The organism is Bacteroidota bacterium (assembly GCA_005882315.1).
Taxonomy (GTDB): domain Bacteria; phylum Bacteroidota; class Bacteroidia; order Chitinophagales; family Chitinophagaceae; genus VBAR01.
In genome coordinates, this window is sequence record VBAR01000001.1 from 2117119 (window position 1) to 2141098 (window position 23980).

A 23980-nucleotide genomic window follows, 5' to 3' on the forward strand; every position below is an offset into this window, starting at 1 on the left:
TTATAAATGATTATTAAAAGAGAAATCCGAAGTTAATTCTTCCCAGCTAATGTTTAATTGCTCACCGGTACTTAAATTTTTCACTGAGCAGCTTTTTGCCTCCAGCTCTTTACTGCCGAGTATCACAACAAAAGGTATATTCTTTTTTTCAGCGTATTTAAATTGTTTGTCAAATTTTACTTGTTCATGAAAAAGCTCGCAACTCACACCTTTGCTGCGTAGCTGTTGCATGAGTGCAAAAGCTGCTTTACTTTCTTCATTTCCAAGGTTGAAAAATAAAACCTGTGTTCCTATATAAATAGTAGCCGGGAAAAGATCGAGTTCTTCCATTACATCATAGATCCTGTCCACGCCAAATGAAATACCAACGCCAGGAATATTGGGAACCCCGAACAAACCGGTCAGATCATCATAGCGGCCACCACCACCGATGCTGCCGATCTTTACTTCTGCCGGAGCCTTTGCTTCGAAGATAATACCTGTGTAATAGTTAAGGCCTCTTGCAAGTGTTGGGTCAAGTTTGATACCTGCCTGCCGGTCAGGCAGGTTTGATACAAGATCTTTAGTGTTATCAAGAACAGAAGATATATCATCAATTCCTTTTTTACCTGGATCTGAATTGCCAATCAATGTTTGCAGACCTGAAATAATATCTTCATTGCTTCCTGTGATGGAAAGATATTTTTCAACAATACTTACCTGGTCATTGTTCAAGCCTTTTGACTGTAATTCTTCTTTTACTTTTTCAAGCCCTATTTTATCTAATTTATCAATTGCAATGGTGATGTCCATCATCTTATCAGCGCCACCACAAATTTCTGCCAATGCAGTTAATATTTTTCTATGATTAATTTTTAATTCAAATCCTTTAATTCCCAATCGTGTAAACACTTCATTATAGATACAGGCCAGTTCAACTTCATTCATCAATGAAGTGCTGCCAACGACATCGGCATCACACTGGTAAAATTCACGGTATCTTCCTTTCTGTGGTCGATCAGCCCGCCATACGGGTTGTACCTGGTAGCGTTTGAAAGGAAAAGTCAATTTAGTGTGATTCATGGCGACATAACGGGCAAATGGAATAGTGAGATCATATTTTAAGGCCTTAAAGGAAATTTCATTTTTTAGTTTAGATAAATATTGATTGCCAATTTTTTTATCCTTTAGGGCAGCATTAAAAATATCAGCTAATAAACTAGGATTTAGATCCCATAGATTATTTTCAAATGGATTCTCTATGTTCTCAAACTCAGGATAGCTCTTTTTTACATGGATTATAAATTCAGAATTACTTTTAAAATAGTCAGCTAAATTTTTAAAAGCTTCGGTATATTCTTCTATAAAATCTTTTGAAAAAGGGTTTCCAGATTCCAAGACTCTAAAAATTAGTTTATCACCTTCTTCACCATACTTTCCCATCAATGTTTCAATATTTTCCATCGCTGGTGTTTCTAATGGTTGAAACCCGTAGAGTTCAAAAACATTTTTTATAGTAGAGAAAATAAAATTCCGCTTACGAACAACATCCGGTCCGAAATCTCTTGTGCCTTGTGGTAATGATGGTTTACTCATCGTTGCTGGTTACTGTTAGTCATTGAATAGTGAACATTGCTTTTAGAACCTGCCTGACCGGCAAGCAGGTATTTTTCTACAATGCGACTACATGCTTCATCGATCATTTTATATACTTCATGGTATCCTGGTTCTGGTCCATACCAGGGATCAGGAACATCCATGTCATTTCCGGGATGCAGTTCATTCATCAACAGTTCTACTTTTGAAGCGATGAATTTTCTCCCTGCGATCCGTTTCATTTCTTCTACTACATCACCGGCCATTGCATAGATCTTATCATACACTTCAAAATCTTTTATACTGAAAGCTCTTGATCGCTGGCGACTGATATCAATTCCGTTTTTTAACGCTACTTTCTGCGACAGGTGATGTGGTGCTTCACCATTGTGATAGCCATTAGTGCCGGCACTTTCCACACTCCAATGCAAACCTGCTTTAAAAGCCTTTTCCTGCAATATGCCTTCGGCCAACGGGCTACGGCAAATATTCCCCAAACACACCATTAGAATTTTCATGGCGCAAATATAGTACGCAGTTTGCAGTCGGCAGCCTGCAGTCGGCAGTCAGTATCTTTCAAATCGAAAACACTCTGTTGACTGTGTATTGCTGACTGTCGACTTGATTGTGGAATTTGAAACAGGCAGCATCTTATAACTACTAAAACACCAGCCATGACAAACAATGAGATTTTAAAAGCCAGCCTGCTCGATATCATTTTTGAAAACCGTAATAAAGAATACGGAGCTTATGCATTGCGAAATGAGTACGACAAAAGATTAGTAAAAGCAATGGGCATAGGACTTGGCTTTATACTGCTGTTGATTGTCTTGAATTATACAAAATTTTCAAATGCTGCCAGTAATAATGATCAAAATGATAAAGAAGGCTTTGTGCTGAAACCATATGTAGTAGAACCAGAGAAATTACCTGAGCCGGAAAAGCTGAAGCCAGTTGAAAAATCTAAAGTAGCACAGGTCGATTACCAGGTTATTAATATAGGTCCCGATAACAAAGTTGACAAAGCATTAGTTGAGAATAGTGATGTTGATAATGCAGCGGTTTCAAATACAACAAGCAGCGGTACCCCGGAAAATGGTGAAAATATAACTGATCCGGGAAAGGATGATAAAGGAAAAGAAGAGCCAGCGCCACAGGAAGACAATACTCCACCAGTGAAAATTTATCAAAGAGACCCACAGTTTCCCGGAGGCTATGAAGCACTCGCAGTTTTCATGCGGAGGAATCTTGTGACACCGGAAGAATTGGAGATCGGCGACAAAAAAATTGTAAGAATTAAATTCATCGTTGGTAAAGATGGATCGATCGCCGATATAGTTGTACTGGAAAGCCCGGGTAAAGATTATGACAAAGAAGTAAGGCGTGTAATAAAGAAAATGCCGAAATGGGAGCCGGCTATTCAGAATGATATTAATGTGGCAGTAGGCTATGTATTACCCATCACATTTATGGGGGTGGAAGAATAAAAAATGCCTTAAATTGCCACCCTTGAAAAAACTGGTTAGTACATGATAGAAGAATACGAAAAGAGGAAGCGGAAACAGATTTCATCAATGCGCAGTATTATGGATTATGCAATGGGTACTCTCATAGTCCTGTTCGGCGCATTTTTGTTATTCAGGGATCAGTTTGATTGGGATATTAACCGCCGGTTTAAACCGGATGACCTGGATAAAATTTTTGGGGTGATCTGCCTGCTGTATGGTGCATGGCGGATATACAGGGGCGTTAAGAAAAATTATTTTCATTAATAAGGCTATGGCAATTCCGGGTATAAAGAATTTATTTATTGTTGTGCTTCTGTTGCCGCTATTTTTATTCTGCAGTTGTACAAACTATGAAAAACGGCTGAAATCAATGCCGGATTATGGCGATAGCGGAACGATTCATGTAAGCTGTGATGAAAGTTTTAAGCCGATTGTGGAAGAACTTGTTAAAGTGTATGAATCCGATCATAGAAAAACAAAGATCATTGTAACGTATAAACCCGAAGCCGAGTGTTTGGATGATTTGCTGATGGACAGCGTAAGAATGATCATTGCTACCCGTCGTGCCAATGAATATGAAAAAGATTATATCGCCGACTCGTTTAAAATCGATGCGGTAACTAAGGTAACAGCGTATGATGCGATATCAGTAATTGTACACCCAGATAACCCGGATTCATTACTTTCAATGGATAATATCAGGGAAATACTCACAGGGAAATTTAGGAAAAATTTAATCCCTGTTTTTGATGGTATAAAAGCAACCAGTACGGTACGTTTTATCATCGATAGTATATTGAATGGAGATTCTTTGACAAAGACAGCAGTAGCAGGGCGAAGCAGTAAAGGAGTAATAGATTATGTGGCACAAACAAAAGATGCGATTGGTTTTATCGGCGTAAGCTGGATCGGCAATCCTGAAGATACTGCAAGCCTGATGGCATTGAAAAAGGTAAAAGCGGTACAGTTAGAAAGAACGGATGTAAAAGGTAGATGTATTTACCCGACACAAGGCAATATTTACCTGCGCCGCTACCCGATGATAAGGGAACTTGTTTACACAGTAAAAGAAAGACATCCCGGATTGGGTCACAGCTTTGCCAATTTTATGGACCAGCAGATCGGGCAATTGATTTTTCACCGGGCTTACCTGGTGCCAGCATGGATAGATTATTTTAAGATAAGAAATGTAAAAATTACAGAAGAGTAAAGAGTTCTTTTTCAACAGTTCAGTGGAGAAATTAAATAATAACTGTTAAACAAAACGAGTAGAAATATATTTGGTATCAGTTTTGAAAATACAGGGTTATTGAAACTGAGAAAGTTTATATTTACAACCCCTAAAAACGAGAAATAAAATGAAGAAAACCATGTTTGCCATACTCGCATCAGTATCACTGGTGTCGGTATCAAAAGCACAAACAGTACAGGAAGGTCTCGGCCACCTGTATGCTGATAGATGGCAGAGTGCTGTCGGAGTATTTCAGAAATTACTGGCACAAAACCCCAATAATATTGAGGCGAGTTACTGGTTAGGTCAAACTTATTTTGACATGGATGAGAATGATAAAGCAAGAGAAGTATATGATAAAGGACTGGCTGCAAGTAATAATGCACCTCTTTTGCTTGTTGGTAAAGGGCATTCGTTGTTAACTGACAAAAAACCGAATGAAGCTCGTCAGCAATTTGAATTGGCTCTTTCAATGAGTAAGGATAAAAAAGGAAAAGATAATCCTGATATTCTGAATGCGATTGGTCGTGCACATATTGATGTAAAAGAGGGCGACTTTAAATATGCAGAGCAAATTTTAAGAACAGCATCGGAACTCAGCCCTAAAAACGCAGATATATTTCTAAATCTCGGTAATGCTATTCGTAAAGCAAGACCCGGTGAAGCCGGACATGATGCGTTTGAAGCATATAGAAAAGCATTGGAGATTAGTCCCAATTTTGCTTACGCTTATGTAAGAATAGCAAAGCTGTTCGAAACACAACGTAACTGGGACCTGGTATTGGAAAATTTGAATAAAGCTGCTTCCGTTGATCCAAATTTCAGCGTGGCATATTATGAATTATTTTTCTACTATTTTGTACGCAGCGATATCCCTAACGCAGAAACTTATTTTAATAAATATGTGAATAGCCGCCCTAATGAAGAAAAATGGGAGCATGATTATCTGAATGCACAACTTTGTTATATTAAAAAAGATTATGATTGCGCAGTTAGTAAAGCTGAATCAGTACGTACATTACAAGGCGCAAAAGTGAAACCCAGGGTATTGAGAATACTTGCTTATGCCTACCTGGATAAAAAAGATTTTGCAAAAGCTAAAGCGGCAGATGACGAATTCTTTGCAAAAGAAAAAGACGGCTTTAATCCTGCTGACTATAAACGCAAAGCAGAAATTGCCGCGGGTTCAGGTGTTCCTTGCGAAGAGTTGTTTGGTATCTATTTGCAGGGAGCTGCAGCCGATACTGTATTACAGTCAAAAATTGATTATTTGACAGATGCTGCAAAAGACTTTGAAAAAAGAGGTTGTAAAAAACAGGATGCAGATATGCGTTTAGTTGTTTTCAATCTTAGAAAAAATCCCAATCCCCTTAGTCTTATCAATATCGGCATCTTATATACACAGGTTGATCAGTTTCCAAAAGCGGATAGTGTATTTAGGGTTTATACACAGCTTTCACCGGATAGCATACTCGGTTATTACTGGATAGGTAAAGTGAATGCAACATTGGATACAACCTATAAAGTAGAACCTTATGTAACAAATATGGTAAATGGATTTACAAAAGCATTGGATATTGCTGGTACTGATAAGTTGCGTCATAAAAATCTTGGGGTTACTTCAGCTTTGTCATTGATAGGATATTACTATAATATAAAAGCGGATAAAGAAGCTGCCCTAGCTGTTCTAGGCAAAGGATTGGAGCTTGATACTGCAAATGCACAATTGAAGAATATCAAAGGTATTTTAGAGAGAAAAACTCCAGCAAAACAAACTCAGCCAAAGCAGGGAAATAGTAGTAATGGACCTGTTCCTAATGGTAACAAACCTTCCGCTACTAAGCCTGCGGCTACAACATCTAAATCAACAAGTACTGGTGCCAGCACCGGTTCTAAAAGATAAATTCGGTTTTCTTCGTTTTTAAGAAAGTCCTTCGCTTTTACTGGCGGGGGATTTTTCTTTTTCATGTGCTTGTGTTATCTCTGTCATAACTGATTATTTTCAAGGTAATTTCCCTTTGCAACCTTACTTTTGCTTACTGTCTAAAACGGACTATGTTTAAACTACTTCAAGGAGGAATTCCGCAAACGTCTGCGATTGATAATGCCGCAAGCTATCTTCCGGCAGGCATACAAATTTTGATTGCTGTAGGGCTGGTTGCTTTCCTCACGGTTGTTACACATTTACTCGGTCCGAAACGTAAAACTTCTGATAAATTAGAGAACTTTGCAAGTGGCATAGAGACACATGGCGATGCCCGTCAGCCAATGGCGATCAAATATTTTCTTACAGCCATTCTTTTTGTGTTATTTGATGTGGAAGTGATCTTCTTTTATCCGTATGCGGTAAATTTTAAAGGATTAGGATGGCCGGGTTTTTGGGCAGTTGTAATGTTTGTAGGATTCTTTTTATGCGGCTTCTATTATATCCTAAAGAAAGGCGCATTGAAGTGGGAAGATTAGAAATGTAGAATATCAAATATCGAATTATAAATGTAAAATGGGTAGTGTTATGAGGTTTAGATTTTACATTTTTCATTCAAAATTTTAAATTACCATGTCTCGTCCTGTATCATATAATATCAATCCCAAACCGCTGGTAGCAGATATCAGTATGGCAGATATGCCGGAAGGTTTTATGGGTGAAGGCTTCCAGGCTACAAGACTGGATAAAGTGATTGGATTAGCGAGAAAAAATTCTATCTGGCCACTGCCATTTGCAACATCCTGTTGCGGTATCGAATTCATGGCAACAATGGGTTCACATTATGATTTGGCAAGATTTGGAAGTGAGAGAGTTGGTTTCTCACCGCGCCAATGTGATCTGTTGATGGTAATGGGTACTATTGCGAAAAAAATGGGACCCGTCGTAAAACAAGTTTACCTGCAAATGGCTGAGCCGCGTTGGGTAATGGCTGTTGGTGCTTGTGCAAGTAGCGGTGGTATTTTCGATACATACAGTGTATTACAGGGCATTGACCAGGTAGTACCGGTAGATGTATATGTACCGGGTTGCCCGCCAAGACCCGAAGCAATTATTGACGGCGTAATGAGAATACAGGATCTGGTAGGTAAAGAGAGTTTGAGAAGAAGAAATGGAGAGAAGTATAAAGCTTTATTAGAAAGTTACGGAATACAATAAGATAACCTGAAATGGCTTTGACAAACGATATAATCAAGCAACGACTTGTTGAAAAATTCGGTGAACAGGTAAAAGGTTTCGAAGAACCTTACGGTATGCTCACATTTGAAGCGCCAAAAGAATTAAATCTAAAGGTGCTTAATTTTTTGTTTGATGATGAGCAACTGAAATTCCGGTTTATGACTGATTTATGTGCCGTTCATTATCCTGATAATGCAGGGAAAGAACTAGCTGTAGTTTATCATTTACATAACCTTGTTGACAATGTCCGCATCCGTTTTAAAGTATTTTCGGATATCAATACACCAGATGTTTATACAGCGTCAGGTTTATTTTCTGCAGCTAACTGGATGGAGAGAGAGACCTATGATTTCTTTGGGGTGAATTTTGTTGGCCACCCAAATTTGAAAAGAATATTGAATGTAGATGAGATGGATTATTTCCCGTTAAGAAAGGAATATCCGTTGGAAGACCAAACAAGAATTGATAAAGATGATGAGATGTTTGGAAGAGGATAATTAACAGATTTGAAAATGTGCGGATGTGCGGATTTTAATTGATTCAAAGAAGAGAAAACTTAATTAATAACGAAATTTCTAAAGCCCCTTTAGGGGTTTGGGGTTTATGAAAGAACATGAACACATAAGATTACCGGAAGGTTCGATTGAAAAAACAACAACGACTCTGAACCTCGGACCAACTCACCCGGCCACACATGGTGTGTTTCAAAATATTCTTGAACTCGATGGAGAACGGATCGTTTCTTCAGAACAAACTGTAGGTTACATTCATCGTGCATTTGAAAAGCTGGCTGAACGCAGACCGCTTGCACAAATAACAACTCTTACAGATCGTCTCAACTATTGCTCATCACCCATTAATAACATGGGTTGGCATATGACCTGCGAAAAACTTTTGGGTGTTGAAACTCCTAAGCGGGTCGATTATCTCCGCATTATCATCATGGAGCTTTCAAGAATTTCAGACCATCTGATATGTAACTCTATTGTGGGTGTGGATGCAGGTGCTTACACGGGGTTCCTCTATGTGATGCAATATCGTGAACTGATCTATGAGATCTATGAAGAAGTATGTGGTGCAAGATTAACAACTAATATCGGACGCATTGGTGGTTTCGAAAGAAACTTCAATGATATCGCTTTTCAAAAATTAGATAAATTTTTAACTGAATACCCGGCTGTGCTTCGTGAGTTTGAAAGCTTATTTATGCGCAACCGGATATTTATGGAACGTACGCAAGGTACAGGTGCTATCAGCGCCGAACGTGCATTGAATTATGGTTTCACCGGCCCGAACTTGCGTGCAGCAGGTGTTGATTATGATGTACGGGTGCACACTCCGTATTGCAGTTACCAGGATTTTGATTTTGTAATTCCGGTTGGCAACACAGGCGATAATTATGATCGCTGGCTCGTACGCAGTCAGGAAATGTGGCAGAGCTTAAGTATTATTGAACAAGCTTACAGGAAAGTACAGGAGTTTAAAGGTGCAGAAGCAGAAATATATCATGCTGATGTTCCTGAGTATTATTTGCCGGAGAAAGAAGATGTGTACACAAAGATGGAAGCTCTTATCTATCATTTTAAAATTGTAATGGGAGAAACAGAAATTCCTTCCGGTGAAGTTTATCATGGTATCGAAGCGGGAAATGGTGAGTTGGGATTTTATTTGATCAGTGATGGCGGACGTACTCCTTATCGTTTGCATTTCCGCAGGCCTTGTTTTATTTATTATCAAGCCTACGCAGAATTGACAAAAGGTCAAATGCTGAGTGATGCGATTATGACAATGAGTTCATTAAACTTAATAGCTGGCGAGTTAGACGCTTAAAAATTTTACATTTTGAGTTTTTCATTTATATTATGAAATTTTCTGACGATAAATTAAAAGAGGTACAGAGGATAATTAATTTTTATCCTGAAGGCAAGCAGAAATCTGCTGTGATCCCTGTTTTGCATTTAGCGCAGCAGGAATTTGGTGGCTGGCTGAGTTCTGAAACGATGGATTATGTTGCTTCAATATTAAGTATGGAGCCGATAGAAGTATATGAAGTGGCTACATTTTATAGCATGTATAATCTGAAACCTGTTGGCAAGTATATGTTTGAAGTTTGTCAAACAGGCCCCTGCATGATCAATGGCAGCGATGAGATCATTAATTATATTTATGATAAACTCGGCATTAAACCGGGTGAAACATCGGCTGATGGCATGTTTACTTTGAAAACGGTGGAATGTTTAGGCGCCTGCGGCTATGCGCCGATGATGCAGTTAGGCAAAAACTATCGGGAACACCTGACTAAAGATAAAGTGGATGCGATAATAAAAGAATGCAGGGAGAAGGCGGCCGTTAATAATTAAGATGAGATTGTTGTTTACAATAGCATTGTTCTTTACAAGTTTGATCGCAACGGCGCAAATTGACAGTGCCGGTTTGAAAATAACAATGCAGCAACTGGATAAAGCATTGTTGGGAAAGGATGAAGCTGTTTTAAAACAAGTCTTGCACAAGAATGTCAGCTATGCTCATTCTAATGGATGGATACAAAGCAAGGATGATATTCTCAATGACTTTAAGTCGGGCAAACTGGTTTATAATAAGATTGAGAACAATAGTGTAAGAATAGTTAACATCAGTGATAAATGGGCGACAGTGGCAACGAATACAAATGCTGAAGGAGTAGTGAATGGAAATGCGTTTAAATTAGTTCTGCAAGTCATGCAGGTTTGGATGAAAACAAAAAAAGGTTGGCAATTATATGCAAGGCAGAGTGCAAAACAAGGATAAAGAAATTCTGAATGAGAGGTTATAAACTATCTTTTTTGCTTGCAGTTCTTTTAATACTTGGCGCATTTTGGGCGCAATATAATGAAAGTAAAAAACCAAAACCGATCAGGAATGAAATGATTCCGTGGGTTATGTTTCTGGGCGGTGGCATTTTAACAGTAATAGGGTCGGCTGAGTATAGAAAAGAAAAAGGTAAGAACAAATAATTCTCCACCTGCTGGTGGATCAGATATATGGCAAGAAAATTATTATTAGACAAAGCACATGTTGAGAACATCAGGCTCTATGATGTGTACCGCCGTGAAGGTGGCTACCGCAGCGTGGAGAAGGCATTAAAGTCAATGACACCTGACCAGGTAACTGACCAGGTAAAGAAAAGCGGTTTGCGTGGTCGTGGTGGTGCAGGTTTTCCTACGGGAATGAAATGGGGGTTTCTTGCAAAACCAGAAGGAGTGCCACGTTATCTCGTTGTGAATGCTGATGAATCGGAACCCGGAACATTCAAGGATAGGTATTTGATGGAATTCATTCCTCATCTGTTGATCGAAGGAATGATCACATCTTCTTATGCACTCGGTTCAAATCGTTCTTATATCTATATACGTGGCGAATATTCATGGATCGTTGATATACTCGAACAAGCAATTGCTGAAGCAAAGAATAATGGATGGCTCGGTAAAAATATTTTAGGTAGCGGCTTTGATTGTGATATCTATGTTCAACGTGGCGCCGGTGCTTATATCTGTGGTGAAGAAACGGCTTTGCTCGAATCGCTGGAAGGCAAAAGAGGTAACCCGAGAATTAAACCGCCGTTCCCTGCGGTTAAAGGTTTATGGGATTGCCCTACAGTAGTGAATAATGTAGAAACAATTGCGGCGGTTGTTCCAATTATAAATGATGGAGGTGAAGAATATGCAAAGATTGGTATTGGAAAATCAACAGGAACGAAACTCATAAGTGCTTGTGGTAATATTAAAAAGCAGGGTGTATATGAAATTGACATGACGATCTCTGTTGAAGAATTTATTTACAGTGATGAATACTGTGGTGGTATTGCAAACGGCAGAAAATTGAAAGCCTGTATTCCCGGAGGCTCATCCGTTCCTATTTTACCTGCTAATCTTTTATTGAAAACAGCAAAAGGTGAAGCAAGGATGATGAACTATGAAAGTTTGGCTGACGGCGGTTTCGCAACAGGCAGTATGATGGGATCTGGTGGCTTCGTTGTGTTAGATGATAACCAATGTGTAGTTAAACATACTTATACGCTTGCAAGATTCTATCGTCATGAAAGTTGCGGGCAATGTTCTCCTTGCCGCGAAGGAACGGGTTGGATGGAAAAAATTCTGTTGAATATAGATAATGGAAAAGGAAAGATGAGTGATATTGATCTGCTTTGGGATATTCAAAGAAAGATAGAAGGGAATACAATTTGCCCCTTGGGTGATGCAGCAGCATGGCCGGTAGCAGCAGCTATCCGTCATTTCAGGGATGAGTTTGAATGGCATGTTGAAAATCCTGCAGAATGCCTGAAAAGAAATTATGGTTTGGCGAATTATGCAAAGGAACTGGCTGTGGGATGATTAGAAAATAATTAATGATTAAAATCTGTAAAATATTTTTTCTTTTGTTTTACGCAACTACTTCATTTGCCCAGGATCGTTTTTACAGCGACAAAAAAAAAGGACAACTGTCTGTTTCATGGGGATGGAACAGGGCAGCTTATACCAAAAGTAATATCAGCTTCAAAGGCGCCGATTATGATTTCAAGCTTTATGATGTAGTGGCACACGATAAGCAATCTCCTTTTACATACGATACTTATTTGAAGGTTCAAAACCTCACGCTGCCTCAAACGAATCTTCGCATCAGCTATTTTATAAAAAACAATCTTGCTATTTCATTTGGGGATGATCACATGAAGTATGTAATGGATAACGGGCAAACTGTCCATATGGAAGGAACGATCACCCGCAGTGGGAATTTTGAAGGTAATTATAATGGCGATAAAGTTCTTACCGAGGACTTTCTGACTTTTGAACATACAGATGGATTGAACTATCTCAACATAGAGCTAGAAAAATATTTTGAATGGTATCATTCTAAATCAAACCACCTGATCGTTTCGGGGTTGATTGGTGGCGGCGCCGGAGTTTTATTTCCTAAAACAAATGCTCGCCTGATGGATTATGAACGCAATGATCAGTTTCATGTTTCAGGTTTTGGTTTATCAGCAAAAGTCGGTATGCAAACGACTTTTTTTAAACATATCATTATAAAATTTGAGAATAAATACGGTTATATAAATATGCCCAATATTGTTCTGCATAAAGAAGGAATAGAAGGAAGAGCTAAACAGTCGTTTATATTTGCAGAATTATACGGTACGATTGGCGCAACATTTTCACTGAGCCGGAAAAAAAATGATTCGAACAGTACAAAAAAATAAAATGCCCGAAGCACCGAAATTATTTAAAGTAACTATTGATAATATCACCATCGAAGTGGAGCCGGGAACTTCTATACTCCAGGCTGCACGCAAAATTGGGGGTGACGTTACTCCCCCGGCGATGTGTTATTATTCCAGCCTGAAAGGAAGTGGTGGTAAATGCCGTACCTGTTTGGTGGAAGTAGCAGCAGGCAGTACTGCCGATCCGCGGCCGATGCCTAAACTGGTAGCAAGTTGCCGTACCAATGTAATGGATGGCATGGTGGTAAAAAATATTACCAGCCCGAGAGTATTGGATGCAAGAGCAGGGGTAGTCGAATTTTTATTGATCAATCACCCACTTGATTGCCCGATATGCGACCAGGCCGGTGAATGTCATTTGCAGGACCTGGGATATGAACATGGGGCAGAAGGAACAAGGTTTGAATTTAACCGCCGCACATTTAAGAAACATGACCTGGGCCCATACATTCAACTGCATATGACACGTTGCATTCTTTGCTATCGTTGTACTTATGTTGCTGATCAGTTAACGGATAAACGAGTACACGGCGTATTGGACAGGGGAGATCATGCAGAGATCGCAACTTATATTGAAAAGAGTTTGGATAATGACTTTATAGGAAATGTAATTGATGTATGCCCTGTTGGTGCATTAACGGATAAAACATTCCGGTTCAAAAACCGGGTATGGTTTACAAAACCGGTAGATGCACATTGCAATTGTGATAAATGCTCGGGTAAGGTACAATTATGGATGCGTGGTGATGAAGTGCTTCGTGTAACAGTAAGAAAAGATGAGTGGGGTGAAGTACAATGCTATGATGGCAAACCCGGATGGATATGCAATACTTGCAGGTTCGACAGGAAAAAAGCAAGCGAATGGGTAATTGAAGGGCCAAGCAATATCAACCGGCATTCAGTTATTTCGCAAGGACATTATGTAGGTTTAAAAACACCAGAAGAAACAATTGCGAAAGTGATGCATGGCAGGGCGCCGAAACTGTTGATGGATATTCATGATATAAGTGGTGTAAATGATCCGGGTTTAGATTTATCAGCAATACCCGGCCCGGCAACGAGTAAAACTTTTGAAAAAGAAAAATAGAAAATGAAATTCAGATTTCTGAGTTTATTTCTGCTAAGCTATTTTAGTTCTTTGAGTCAGTCAAATTGTTTGCAAGTAAAAGGAGATGATGATAAGCCTATTCCTTATTCAAGTGTGTTTATAAAAAAGAATAATAAAGTTCTGGTTGCTGATAGTGCCGGAAATATTTGTGTGCAGGGAATTAAGGAAATAAAAACAGGAGACACCCTTTACCTTAGCGCTATTGGATATAAAGAACTTGTATTAGCATATTCAGGTTTAATGGTAATTAAACTTGAAAAAAGAATTATTCAGTTGCCAGAGGTAATAATTGTGAATGGCGAAAGTCAAACGGAAGAGTGGGGTACAAAAAAGGATCCTGGAATTATTGGCGGATATTTTTGCAAGCAAGGATTCAGGCAAATATTAAATTCAACCGCAAGAATTGTTTATCCTGAAGGAGAGTACAAAAGGGCAGAAATAATTTCTGTTTCTTTTTATGATGAAACAGGTAAAGGAATTGATGTTCCGGTCAGATTGAGAGTTTTTTTAATTGGGAATGATTCGTTGCCAACTGGTGATTATTTGACTGACAACATTATAGTTAATACCAAAGGCAAGGGGTGGTTAGATATAGATCTTGAAAATAAAGAACTAGTTTTTCCAAAGGAGGGATTGGCGTTTGGAATTGAACTGTTTGCTACTAGTGAAGAATATTATTATACCAGGAAAGTAAATGATGGCAAAAAAGATGAAAATAAAATTTATGCTTTTAGCCTGGCAAGAGAAAAGGGTAGTAAGGATTTGACAATGACAAAAGTTAATAGCTGGAGAAAATGGATAATAGAAAGGTCTAATTATAGTAATTGCGGAAATTTAGTTTGTAGAGTGAAAGTCAAAGTGTGGAGATAGAGTTATAGTATTAAGTGTTGATAAGTAAAATTTTTGAAAAAGATAAATAGAAAACTATAAAATGGTTTTGTTAGGATTAGATTGGTTATTGATTTTAGAGAAAGCAGCCTTTGTACTGGTTATAGTCGGCTTGTCTTTCTTTATTGCTATGTACACCACATGGGCTGAAAGAAAAGTGGCAGCATGGATGCAGGATCGTATTGGTCCCAACCGTGCAGGTCCATTAGGTTTGTTTCAGCCATTGGCTGATGGTGGTAAATTATTTTTCAAGGAAGAGATCATTCCGCTTGCTTCCAATAAATTTTTATTCATACTCGGCCCGGGATTAGCAATGGTAACTGCATTGGTGACAAGCACAGTAATTCCATGGGGAGGTACATTGAATTTCTTTGGAAGAGATATCAGTATGCAGATCACTGATATTGATATGGGAATTTTGTTTGTGTTTGGTGTAGTAAGCATGGGTGTATATGGAATTATGATCGGTGGATGGGCATCTAACAATAAATTCTCACTACTCGCGGCTATACGCGGAGCTTCACAAATGATCTCTTATGAACTGCCGATGGGTCTTGCATTGATCGCTGTTTTATTTATGACGGGCTCATTAAAAATGAGTGAGATAGTGCATAATCAAATTGCAAATGGCTGGCATATTATTTATCAGCCGCTTGGCTTTATCATATTTTTTGTTTGTGCATTGGCCGAATGTAACCGTACACCGTTTGATCTGCCGGAAGCAGAGAACGAATTGAACTTTGGATATCACCAGGAATATTCATCAATGAAATTGGGATTTTACCTGTTTGCTGAATACATCAATATGTTTGTAAGCGCAGCAGTAATATCAACTTTGTATTTCGGGGGATATGATATTCCATTTGTGAATGAAGCAGCATGGGATATACCAAACTGGCTGCTGACATTTATCAGTTTTAGTGTCATCATGACAAAGATCATTTTCTTCCTGTTTGTGTTTATCTGGATCCGTTGGACCATCCCACGTTTCCGGTATGACCAATTAATGAATCTTGGATGGAAGAAATTAATACCATTGGCGCTGTTGAATATGATTGCGACTGCAGCTGTGATGTTGTGGTTGAATAAATGATTAGCTGATTTGCGGATGTGCAAATGTGCGGATGAATACAACAAGATGTTTGATAGTTGTTGAGTAGAATTAAGGGATGTACAAGGGAGTGACACAACAGGCGATGATAGTAGTAATAGAGTTGGTAACATAAATATATATTTGCGAACTTTTTAAAAGCTTTATGCAATTAACACAAAGAGCTAAACTGGTTGACCGCAAGCCGATGACATGGCTGGAGAGTATTTATCTCTGGAATATTCTGAAAGGCATGATGGTCACATTGCGTCACCTGTTTATGAGAAAAGCTACGATCAGTTATCCTGAGCAGAAACGCAGTTTCAGCCAGGTGTTTCGTGGTTTGCAGGTGCTGAACAGGGATGAAGAAGGTCGTGAGAATTGTACAGCATGTGGCTTATGTGCTGTAGCTTGTCCGGCTGAAGCAATTACGATGGAAGCAGCAGAACGTTTACCGGGTGAGGAGCATTTATACCGTGAAGAAAAATATGCAGCGAAATATGAGATCAATATGTTGCGCTGTATATTCTGCGGATTGTGTGAAGAGGCTTGCCCGAAAGATGCGATTTATTTATCACAGACTTTTGCGCCGGCAAACTACGGCCGCGAAGGATTTATATATAAGAAAGAAGATTTGCTGATTCCGCATCCGATCGAACAACCCGAAGAATTTAAAAAGGCGTTGGGAGAAAGGGTTCAGAAGAACTAATTGCTTTTACAAAATGGGAATTATTCAAATATTATTCGGATTTCTTACGGTGATGGCACTGTTCAGTGCAATCATGGTTGTCATCAGTAAGAATCCTGTATATAGTGTGCTTTGGCTTATCCTCGTATTCTTTGCTATTTCAGGTCATTATATTTTATTGAATGCGCAGTTCCTGGCGATCGTAAATATTATTGTTTATGCAGGCGCCATCATGGTATTGTTCCTGTTTGTGATCATGCTGATGAACCTGAATAAGGAAACAGAACCACAAAAAGGAAGGTGGTTAAAAATTGCCAGTGTTGTTGCTGGAGGATGTTTGCTGCTGGTATTGGTAGCGGCGTTGAAAGATGCAGGTGATATGAAGGAAAAAACTGCATTGATCAATACAGGAAATATAGGATTAATAAAAATCCTGGGAAAGGAATTGTTCAGTACTTATGTAGTGCCGTTTGAAATAAGTAGTGTGTTGTTTTTAAGTGCCATGGTTGGCGCAGTGGTGATTGGAAAGAAAGAATAAAACCCCCTGTCCCCCTAAAGGGGGAACTTAGGTGGTAAAGCTCTTATTGGAAGTAAATTCAAAATTTCAGAATGTTCTAAAAGCCCCTTTAGGGGTTTGGGGTATTATGCCGATCAATTATTACATATTTCTGTCACTTGCATTATTTGTAATTGGAATAGTGGGAGTGCTTATTCGTCGTAATGCCATTATCATTTTTATGTGCATTGAGCTTATGCTGAATGCAGTGAATCTGCTATTGGTGGCTTTTTCAAAAATGCATAATGCTGTATCTGGTGCGGTAGATGCAACGGCAGGAACAGAAGGACAAATATTCGTGTTTTTTATAATGGTAGTAGCCGCAGCAGAGGTAAGTGTGGGATTGGCAATTATTGTGATGATGTACCGGAATGTACATTCAGTAGATATAGGATTTTTAAACAGATTAAAGCATTGACCCCCTGTCCCCCTAAAGGGGAGACTTAGGTCGGCAATGCTTAATTGATAAATAAAGATTTTTTAATTTAAAATTCAGACACTTAAGTTAAATGAGTGTTTTTAAAAGCCCCTTTAGGGGTTTGGGGTATGCAAAACGTTTTACAAATAGCCTGGTTGATCCCTTTCTTTCCATTACTCGGTTTTTTAATTACCGGGTTGGGGAGGAATAAGCTCAGTAAAGGAATGACGGGCATTATTGGAAGCGGGGTGATATTTATTTCTTTGTTGCTGAGTGTTTGGGTGTTTATGCAGGTAAAAGGCGGCAACGCACATGATGCTTATTATTTCGATTTTATAAAAGCCGGATCGATCAATATTCCTTTTGAATTCCGGATTGATGCTTTATCATCTTTATTTCTTTTGATCATCACAGGTGTTGGTTTTTTAATTCATGTGTACTCTACGGCTTACATGCATGAAGAAAACTCATCACATTATGCCCGGTATTTTTCTTATCTCAACTTGTTTGTGTTTTCAATGCTGCTGCTGGTGATGGGAGGAAACTATGTAGTGATGTTTATCGGTTGGGAGGGTGTAGGACTTTGTTCTTATTTACTGATTGGCTATTGGTTTAAAAATATAAACTACACGGCTGCAGCCAATAAAGCATTTATCATGAACCGGATCGGCGATTTGGGATTCCTGATCGCTATTTTTTGGCTTATTAGTAAAACTGGCACTGCATCTTTTACAGAAGTGTTCTCTGCAAAGTCTCTGGAAGCTTTATCACAAACTGATATTACAGTAATTACATTGTTGTTATTTGTCGGCGCTACAGGCAAAAGTGCACAGATACCATTGTACACCTGGTTGCCAGATGCAATGGCAGGCCCGACCCCGGTTTCAGCATTGATCCATGCTGCTACGATGGTGACAGCCGGTATTTATATGATTGCACGAAGCAATATTTTGTATTCAATGGCTCCTGTTACTCAAAATGTGGTAGCCTATATTGGGTTGGCAACTGCTTTGTTGGCAGCAACAATTGCATTAAAACAAAATGATATTAAAAAAGTGTTGGCTTATTCAACTGTAAGCCAGTTAGGATATATGTTTATTGCATTAGGAATGGGTGCTTATTCAGCAGCTGTATTTCATGTAATGACGCATGCATTTTTTAAAGCTTTATTATTCCTTGGCGCAGGTAGTGTGATACATGCAATGAGTGGAGAACAAGACATAAGAAATATGGGTGGGCTGAGTAAAAAAATAAAGACAACTTATTTCACCTTCCTGGTAGGCACATTGGCTATTGCTGGTTTTCCTTTCTTCTCTGGTTTCTTTTCAAAAGATGCAATACTGCTCGCTACATACGGGCATAATAAAACTATTTATGCGTTTGCTTTGTTAGGTGCAATGCTAACCGGCTTCTATATGTTCCGGTTACTGTTACTTACTTTTCACGGATCGTTCCGGGGCACTGAAGAACAGAAACATCATTTACATGAAAGTCCGGCAGCAATGACTGTGCCTTTGATAATTCTTGCTATACTTTCTTTTGCTGGTGGATTTATTGAACTACCCGCAGTATTCGGCGAAACAGCAAACAGACTTACACAATTTTTATTTTCTGCTGTTCCATTAAATACGGTGCATCATGTGTCTCATTCAATGGAATGGGCATTGATGGGACTTGCTACGGGCCTGGTACTTGTAGCAGTGCTGTTTGCTTATTTTAAATACAGGAAATATTCAGCTACTGAAGAAAAGGGATTAGGAAAAGTGCTCGAGAATAAGTGGTATGTAGATGAATTATATGATTCGATCATTGTAAAACCTTTGAACAAGCTGGCTGATTTCTTTGATAAAGTATTTGAAAGCCAGGTAGTCGATTGGATAGTGAATGGAGCCGGCAAAGCTGTTAACTATGGCAGCAGACAATTACGGTTATTACAAAGCGGACATGTGGGTAGTTATATATTGCTGATGGTGATCAGCATGCTATTGATTTTTGCATGGCAATTTTTTATAAGAAAATAAACCCCCTGTCCCCCTAAAGGGGTGACTTAGGTCGAGGAGGTTTATAATTGATATAATTTGAAAATTGATTTAATAAATCTAAAACTCGTTTGAGTTTAAGGTTCAAAAAGCCCCTTTAGGGGTTGGGGTACTTATGATCGCATTATTATTGATATTAATTCCATTACTGACTGGCATTGTATCTTTTTTTATAAAGGAAGATAAAAATGTAAGGACATGGGCCTATGTTTCTTCTGTAGTAACGGTTGGCGTTGTATTGTTTGGTTTACTGAGTTGTTCTGATCCTTCCTGTTTTGATTTCAAAGCTGAATGGATGGGTTCTCTCGGCAGCAGCTTTCATTTAAAGATGGATGGCATCAGTAAATTAATGTGCCTGCTTACGGCCATTGCTTATCCAATGATCTTTATTTCTACGCTTAAAACATCTTATAAAAATTCAAACCGGTATTTTGGCTTAATGCTCTTAACGCAGGCAGGCTTGTTAGGTGTGTTTACTGCTGCAGATGCATTATTGTTTTATTTCTTCTGGGAACTGGCATTGATACCTGTTTACTTTCTTTGCTCAACATGGGGAGGTGAAAAAAGGATCGCTGTTACTTTTAAATTCTTTGTTTATACATTTCTCGGGTCAGTATTAATGCTGATTGCTTTGTTATTTATTTATAACAGTACCCCTGATTCATCTTTTGATATAGAATCTTTTTATAAAGCAGCGGTGGGGGAGAACAGGCAGAGCTGGGTATTCTGGATGATGTTTGTTGCATTTGCAATTAAGATGCCTGTATTTCCTTTTCATACCTGGCAGCCGGACACGTATGAACAAACAAATACAGGAACAACAATGGTGCTGAGCGGCCTGATGGTGAAAATGGGATTGTTTGCTGTGATACGCTGGTTGCTCCCGGTCATTCCATTTGCAACAGCCAACTGGACAAATGCAGTTGCCTTCCTCTGTGTATTTGGAATTATTTATGCTTCGCTTATTGCTATACGGCAGGATGATATTAAAAGATTGGTGGCTTACTCATCTATTGCGCATATCGGGTTAATGTGTTTGACATTATTTGCAGTAAACAAAACCGGCATGCAGGGTGTAATGCTGCAAATGTTTAATCATGGTATCAATATTATCGGTTTGTGGATAGTGGTAGAAATCATTGAAAGAAATCTCGGAGTAAGAAAAATTTCCCAATTAGGGGGTTTGGCAAATTCATCACCAACGCTGGCAATCTTCCTTACCATCATTGCGCTGGCAAATATTGCATTGCCATTAACGAATGCTTTTCCCGGTGAGTTCTTAATGTTCAATGGAATTTTCAATAGTAATGCATTTGATGGCGGCTACACGTTATTCGGTAGTGTCAAATTCAATGCATCAAGTTTTGGTTTATTGTTTACAGTAGTGGCAGGCATTGGAATTATTCTCGCTGCCATTTATACATTGAATATGATCCGCAAAGTATTTTATGGCGAAACAAATGAGCTGACAGCAAAAGGAATAAGCCTGGGTATAAATGAAAAAATTGTTTTATCGGTGATCGTAATATTAATAATTGTAATTGGTGTTTATCCAAAACCATTATTAGACATTACAGAACAGGCGGCTGATTTTATAATGAACAAAGCGGATGTATCACAATTTTTGAAGAAGTAACAACGAAAGAGGAATATGAACGCATTAGTATTAACAGCAGTATTAGGTGTAGTGATGATGTTCAGCAGTATCTGGCTGAAACAGAAATCGGCTATTCGCAGTCTTGCGCTGGCGGGCATTGGTTTATTGCTGGTGGCGAATATTCTTGAAATGAATGGCACAGTCTTTTTTAAAATTGATTTTAAAGGGATGATGCTCTTCGATCGCTTTGCGCTGCTTTTTAACACGATCATTTTTGTCTCAGTATTTATTTATTTTTTGCTTTCTGCAAAAGATATGGAGAAAGTGGGCACCAACTATGCCGAGTATTTCGCTTTGATATTTTTTATTCTTTGTGGTGTAGTGCTGGTTTCTGCATTTAAATCTTTACTGATATTGTTCCTGGGCATCGAGATCATTTCTATACCACTTTACATTCTTACCGGAAGCGATAAACTCAACCTGAAAAGTAATGAAGCTGCTTTAAAGTATTTTTTAATGGGTGCATTTTCCACTGGTCTTATGCTGATGGGTATTGCACTGGTATATGGTGCAATGGGAAGCTTCCAGGTTGAACGTATAAGTTTTACTGCAGGAACACCATCTCCGTTATTAATAGCGGGAATGACATTGTTGATGTTCTCTATGTCATTCAAAGTTTCGGCGGCACCGTTCCATTTCTGGACACCGGATGTATATGATGGAGCACCAACTGTTTTTACTTCCTTCATGGCAACCATTGTTAAAGTAGGGGCATTTATCGCATTTATCCGTTTGTTTGATGAAGCATTTGGTTACCTGCAACCCACCTGGCAATTATGGGTTGCAATTATTACAGCCGCTACATTGTTTATCGGAAATATCACTGCCGTATTTCAACAGAGTGTAAAAAGAATGCTTGCTTATTCAAGTATTGCACAAGCTGGTTTTATGATGCTTGCATTGTTTGCAATGAATACAGATGCTAAAGAAGGGATATTATTATATGCGGCTGCTTATTGTCTTGCTACAATCGGCATTTTTGCTGTGTTGGCAAAAATGAATGACTATACATTTGATGGGTTCAACGGGTTTGCAAAACAGAATCCGCTTATTGCCGGGGCTTTGGTTGTATTTCTTTTATCTCTCGCGGGCATACCACTTACAGCAGGGTTTCTTTCAAAATTCTATATGCTGAAAGCAGCGCTTGCAACCGGTAAACATTTCTGGCTGGTAGTGTTTGCAGTATTAATGGCTGCAGTGAGTGTTTATTATTATTTCCGTGTTATCCAGGCAATGTATTTTAAGGATGGAGATTCTAATAAATTGCAAACATCTAAAGCATTTAACTATACATTGCTGGCTTTGGCGGCGTTAGTTATCTTTTTGGGCATTTATCCAAACGCACTGCTCTATTGGTTTTATTTTTAACCATTGATAAAAGATTCGTTTTTCTCATTCTCTCAATCCGTAATTTCGGGTTCAATTCTTTTGCATGAAATTCCTGGATGTTTTATCACTTGCATGGAGAACGGTTCGTTCAAATAAACTGCGTACAGGCATTACTGTTGCCATCATAGCATTAGGAATATTTGCCGTTATTCTTATTACAACTGCCATTACAGCTATCGAGCAAAAATTTACAGAAAGTTTTTCTTCAATGGGAGCCAATGGCTTTACACTCCGTTTTAAAGAAAGAAATATCCGGATAGGTGGTGGTAATAACAGGAGGGAAGTAAAGTTGAGTAAGAAGGGAGCAAAAAAGGAAAAGACTTCCAACCTCGGTAAACCTGTTACAAAAGATGAAGCGGAGCTTTTTTTACAGACTTATAAATTTCCTTCGGAAAGAAGCCTTTCGATCTGGGGAAGTAACAATAATATAATATCATACGAAACAAAAAAAACCAGCCCCAACGTATGGATGTTTGGCGCCGATGAAAGCTATTTATTGTTGAATGGATATAACCTGCAGTATGGAAGAAACTTAAACAATCTTGATGTGCGAACAGGTAGAAATGTTTGCATTGTAGGGTATGATGTGGCAAGTAAATTATTCGGCCGGAATATTCAAATGGCGGTTAATTCTGTCATCCGGGTCAATTCGGTTCCTTTCAGGATATTGGGTATACTGGAAAGTAAAGGTTCAACTTTTGGATTCAGCAGGGATAACCTGGTGATAACATCATATAATAATATCGAACGCAATTTTCCATCCGGAGCTTCCTATGTAATAGCAGTAATGACGGATGATGTAAAGAAAGTTGACGTTGCAATGGGAGAGGCTGAAGGAGTCTTCAGGGCAATCCGAAAACTGAACACTACAGAGGAAAGCAATTTTGTGCTGGATCGCAGTGATAGCATAGCCCGGACCATTATTAGTATTCTTGGGTTTTTATTTATCTCAGGTATTGTAATAGGCATTATTACTTTGATAGGTTCAGCAATTGGGTTAATGAATATTATGCTGGTTTCAGTTTCTGAAAGAACAAGAGAGGTTGGACTTATAAAAGCCATTGGAGGAAAAAGCAAGCTGATAAGACGCCAGTTTCTAATAGAATCAGTGTTAATCAGTTTGATGGGTGCATTCTGGGGAATTATTTTAGGCATTGTAGCAGGTAACCTTATTGCGTTGTCTCTTGGTACCGGCTTTGTTGTTCCCTGGAACTGGGTGATTATTGGTGTAATACTCTGTAGCCTTGTAGGCTTACTGGCCGGGTTATATCCTGCATTAAAGGCAGGCAGGTTAAATCCAATAGAAGCGTTGCGTTATGAATAATTATCAATGACCGGCTACCACAAACGGTTGCAGATAATTTTTATTCCCCGGAATTGTTGCGTTTGAAAAAATCATTATCTTGAACCCCC

The 23980-nt window shown here is 38.7% G+C and carries 24 protein-coding genes; 22 read left to right on the plus strand and 2 right to left on the minus strand.

Features of this window, described 5'->3' with window-relative positions; translation table 11 throughout:
* The gene (hisS, locus tag E6H07_08710) at positions 1-1575 is read right to left on the minus strand and encodes a histidine--tRNA ligase (GenBank protein ID TMI65970.1); all 1575 of its coding nucleotides are present in this window, start codon (positions 1573-1575) and stop codon (positions 1-3) included.
* Positions 1572-2081, minus strand: a complete 510-nt coding sequence (locus E6H07_08715) for a low molecular weight phosphotyrosine protein phosphatase (GenBank protein TMI66506.1) — start codon at positions 2079-2081, stop codon at positions 1572-1574. The genes hisS and E6H07_08715 overlap by 4 nt, the downstream gene beginning before the upstream one ends.
* Before the next feature lie 168 nt (positions 2082-2249).
* Between E6H07_08715 and E6H07_08720 the strand changes: the two genes are divergently transcribed.
* The 22 genes from E6H07_08720 (at position 2250) to E6H07_08825 (ending at position 23891) form a co-directional block, all read left to right on the plus strand.
* Positions 2250-3062: a hypothetical protein gene (locus E6H07_08720; protein ID TMI65971.1), complete on the plus strand. Its 813-nt coding sequence runs from the start codon at positions 2250-2252 to the stop codon at positions 3060-3062.
* A gap of 42 nt (positions 3063-3104) precedes the next feature.
* Positions 3105-3347, plus strand: a complete 243-nt coding sequence (locus E6H07_08725) for a hypothetical protein (GenBank protein ID TMI65972.1) — start codon at positions 3105-3107, stop codon at positions 3345-3347.
* Between the two features lie 7 nt (positions 3348-3354).
* Positions 3355-4293, plus strand: a complete 939-nt coding sequence (locus E6H07_08730) for a phosphate ABC transporter substrate-binding protein, PhoT family (protein TMI65973.1) — start codon at positions 3355-3357, stop codon at positions 4291-4293.
* 148 nt (positions 4294-4441) lie between these two features.
* The gene (locus E6H07_08735) at positions 4442-6217 is read left to right on the plus strand and encodes a tetratricopeptide repeat protein (GenBank protein ID TMI65974.1); all 1776 of its coding nucleotides are present in this window, start codon (positions 4442-4444) and stop codon (positions 6215-6217) included.
* A gap of 152 nt (positions 6218-6369) precedes the next feature.
* Positions 6370-6777, plus strand: a complete 408-nt coding sequence (locus tag E6H07_08740) for an NADH-quinone oxidoreductase subunit A (GenBank protein TMI65975.1) — start codon at positions 6370-6372, stop codon at positions 6775-6777.
* 94 nt (positions 6778-6871) lie between these two features.
* A complete protein-coding gene (locus tag E6H07_08745) occupies positions 6872-7456 on the plus strand; it encodes an NADH-quinone oxidoreductase subunit B (GenBank protein ID TMI65976.1) in 585 nt (194 codons plus the stop codon).
* A gap of 11 nt (positions 7457-7467) precedes the next feature.
* Positions 7468-7974, plus strand: a complete 507-nt coding sequence (locus E6H07_08750) for an NADH-quinone oxidoreductase subunit C (GenBank protein TMI65977.1) — start codon at positions 7468-7470, stop codon at positions 7972-7974.
* Between the two features lie 106 nt (positions 7975-8080).
* On the plus strand, positions 8081-9307 hold the full coding sequence (locus E6H07_08755) for an NADH-quinone oxidoreductase subunit D (protein TMI65978.1): 1227 nt from the start codon (positions 8081-8083) through the stop codon (positions 9305-9307).
* A 32-nt stretch (positions 9308-9339) separates the two neighbouring features.
* On the plus strand, positions 9340-9837 hold the full coding sequence (locus E6H07_08760; protein ID TMI65979.1) for an NAD(P)H-dependent oxidoreductase subunit E: 498 nt from the start codon (positions 9340-9342) through the stop codon (positions 9835-9837).
* Between the two features lies 1 nt (position 9838).
* Positions 9839-10264 carry a nuclear transport factor 2 family protein gene (locus E6H07_08765; GenBank protein TMI65980.1) on the plus strand — a complete coding sequence of 142 codons (426 nt, stop codon included), beginning with the start codon at positions 9839-9841 and terminating at the stop codon, positions 10262-10264.
* Between the two features lie 233 nt (positions 10265-10497).
* Positions 10498-11847 (plus strand): NADH-quinone oxidoreductase subunit NuoF, encoded by a 1350-nt coding sequence (gene nuoF, locus E6H07_08770; GenBank protein ID TMI65981.1) that lies wholly within the window; start codon positions 10498-10500, stop codon positions 11845-11847.
* Positions 11848-11861: 14 nt separating this feature from the next.
* Positions 11862-12713 (plus strand): hypothetical protein, encoded by an 852-nt coding sequence (locus E6H07_08775; GenBank protein TMI65982.1) that lies wholly within the window; start codon positions 11862-11864, stop codon positions 12711-12713.
* Between the two features lies 1 nt (position 12714).
* A complete protein-coding gene (locus tag E6H07_08780) occupies positions 12715-13821 on the plus strand; it encodes a 2Fe-2S iron-sulfur cluster binding domain-containing protein (GenBank protein TMI65983.1) in 1107 nt (368 codons plus the stop codon).
* 114 nt (positions 13822-13935) lie between these two features.
* A complete protein-coding gene (locus E6H07_08785; protein TMI65984.1) occupies positions 13936-14712 on the plus strand; it encodes a hypothetical protein in 777 nt (258 codons plus the stop codon).
* A gap of 61 nt (positions 14713-14773) precedes the next feature.
* The gene (nuoH, locus tag E6H07_08790) at positions 14774-15823 is read left to right on the plus strand and encodes an NADH-quinone oxidoreductase subunit NuoH (GenBank protein TMI65985.1); all 1050 of its coding nucleotides are present in this window, start codon (positions 14774-14776) and stop codon (positions 15821-15823) included.
* A gap of 205 nt (positions 15824-16028) precedes the next feature.
* Positions 16029-16529, plus strand: a complete 501-nt coding sequence (nuoI, locus tag E6H07_08795; GenBank protein TMI66507.1) for an NADH-quinone oxidoreductase subunit NuoI — start codon at positions 16029-16031, stop codon at positions 16527-16529.
* A 13-nt stretch (positions 16530-16542) separates the two neighbouring features.
* Complete coding sequence (locus tag E6H07_08800; GenBank protein ID TMI65986.1) at positions 16543-17046, plus strand: NADH-quinone oxidoreductase subunit J; 504 nt, start codon at positions 16543-16545, stop codon at positions 17044-17046.
* Positions 17047-17152: 106 nt separating this feature from the next.
* Positions 17153-17482: an NADH-quinone oxidoreductase subunit NuoK gene (gene nuoK / locus E6H07_08805; protein ID TMI66508.1), complete on the plus strand. Its 330-nt coding sequence runs from the start codon at positions 17153-17155 to the stop codon at positions 17480-17482.
* Between the two features lie 128 nt (positions 17483-17610).
* Positions 17611-19503: an NADH-quinone oxidoreductase subunit L gene (nuoL, locus tag E6H07_08810; GenBank protein ID TMI65987.1), complete on the plus strand. Its 1893-nt coding sequence runs from the start codon at positions 17611-17613 to the stop codon at positions 19501-19503.
* Between the two features lie 133 nt (positions 19504-19636).
* Positions 19637-21157 carry an NADH-quinone oxidoreductase subunit M gene (locus E6H07_08815; protein ID TMI65988.1) on the plus strand — a complete coding sequence of 507 codons (1521 nt, stop codon included), beginning with the start codon at positions 19637-19639 and terminating at the stop codon, positions 21155-21157.
* 15 nt (positions 21158-21172) lie between these two features.
* Positions 21173-22546 carry an NADH-quinone oxidoreductase subunit N gene (locus E6H07_08820; GenBank protein TMI65989.1) on the plus strand — a complete coding sequence of 458 codons (1374 nt, stop codon included), beginning with the start codon at positions 21173-21175 and terminating at the stop codon, positions 22544-22546.
* Positions 22547-22610: 64 nt separating this feature from the next.
* Entirely contained in the window at positions 22611-23891 is a 1281-nt protein-coding gene (locus E6H07_08825; protein TMI65990.1) for an ABC transporter permease, read from the plus strand.
* The last annotated feature ends 89 nt before the right edge of the window (positions 23892-23980 follow it).

Bases quoted from the DNA above. Each gene is read 5' to 3' on its own strand.
- hisS (TMI65970.1), bottom strand. From the start codon at position 1,575: ATGAGTAAACCATCATTACCACAAGGCACAAGAGATTTCGGACCGGAT.
- E6H07_08715 (TMI66506.1), bottom strand. From the start codon at position 2,081: ATGGTGTGTTTGGGGAATATTTGCCGTAGCCCGTTGGCCGAAGGCATA.
- E6H07_08720 (TMI65971.1), top strand. From the start codon at position 2,250: ATGACAAACAATGAGATTTTAAAAGCCAGCCTGCTCGATATCATTTTT.
- E6H07_08725 (TMI65972.1), top strand. From the start codon at position 3,105: ATGATAGAAGAATACGAAAAGAGGAAGCGGAAACAGATTTCATCAATG.
- E6H07_08730 (TMI65973.1), top strand. From the start codon at position 3,355: ATGGCAATTCCGGGTATAAAGAATTTATTTATTGTTGTGCTTCTGTTG.
- E6H07_08735 (TMI65974.1), top strand. From the start codon at position 4,442: ATGAAGAAAACCATGTTTGCCATACTCGCATCAGTATCACTGGTGTCG.
- E6H07_08740 (TMI65975.1), top strand. From the start codon at position 6,370: ATGTTTAAACTACTTCAAGGAGGAATTCCGCAAACGTCTGCGATTGAT.
- E6H07_08745 (TMI65976.1), top strand. From the start codon at position 6,872: ATGTCTCGTCCTGTATCATATAATATCAATCCCAAACCGCTGGTAGCA.
- E6H07_08750 (TMI65977.1), top strand. From the start codon at position 7,468: ATGGCTTTGACAAACGATATAATCAAGCAACGACTTGTTGAAAAATTC.
- E6H07_08755 (TMI65978.1), top strand. From the start codon at position 8,081: ATGAAAGAACATGAACACATAAGATTACCGGAAGGTTCGATTGAAAAA.
- E6H07_08760 (TMI65979.1), top strand. From the start codon at position 9,340: ATGAAATTTTCTGACGATAAATTAAAAGAGGTACAGAGGATAATTAAT.
- E6H07_08765 (TMI65980.1), top strand. From the start codon at position 9,839: ATGAGATTGTTGTTTACAATAGCATTGTTCTTTACAAGTTTGATCGCA.
- nuoF (TMI65981.1), top strand. From the start codon at position 10,498: ATGGCAAGAAAATTATTATTAGACAAAGCACATGTTGAGAACATCAGG.
- E6H07_08775 (TMI65982.1), top strand. From the start codon at position 11,862: ATGATTAAAATCTGTAAAATATTTTTTCTTTTGTTTTACGCAACTACT.
- E6H07_08780 (TMI65983.1), top strand. From the start codon at position 12,715: ATGCCCGAAGCACCGAAATTATTTAAAGTAACTATTGATAATATCACC.
- nuoH (TMI65985.1), top strand. From the start codon at position 14,774: ATGGTTTTGTTAGGATTAGATTGGTTATTGATTTTAGAGAAAGCAGCC.
- nuoI (TMI66507.1), top strand. From the start codon at position 16,029: ATGACATGGCTGGAGAGTATTTATCTCTGGAATATTCTGAAAGGCATG.
- E6H07_08800 (TMI65986.1), top strand. From the start codon at position 16,543: ATGGGAATTATTCAAATATTATTCGGATTTCTTACGGTGATGGCACTG.
- nuoK (TMI66508.1), top strand. From the start codon at position 17,153: ATGCCGATCAATTATTACATATTTCTGTCACTTGCATTATTTGTAATT.
- nuoL (TMI65987.1), top strand. From the start codon at position 17,611: ATGCAAAACGTTTTACAAATAGCCTGGTTGATCCCTTTCTTTCCATTA.
- E6H07_08815 (TMI65988.1), top strand. From the start codon at position 19,637: ATGATCGCATTATTATTGATATTAATTCCATTACTGACTGGCATTGTA.
- E6H07_08820 (TMI65989.1), top strand. From the start codon at position 21,173: ATGAACGCATTAGTATTAACAGCAGTATTAGGTGTAGTGATGATGTTC.
- E6H07_08825 (TMI65990.1), top strand. From the start codon at position 22,611: ATGAAATTCCTGGATGTTTTATCACTTGCATGGAGAACGGTTCGTTCA.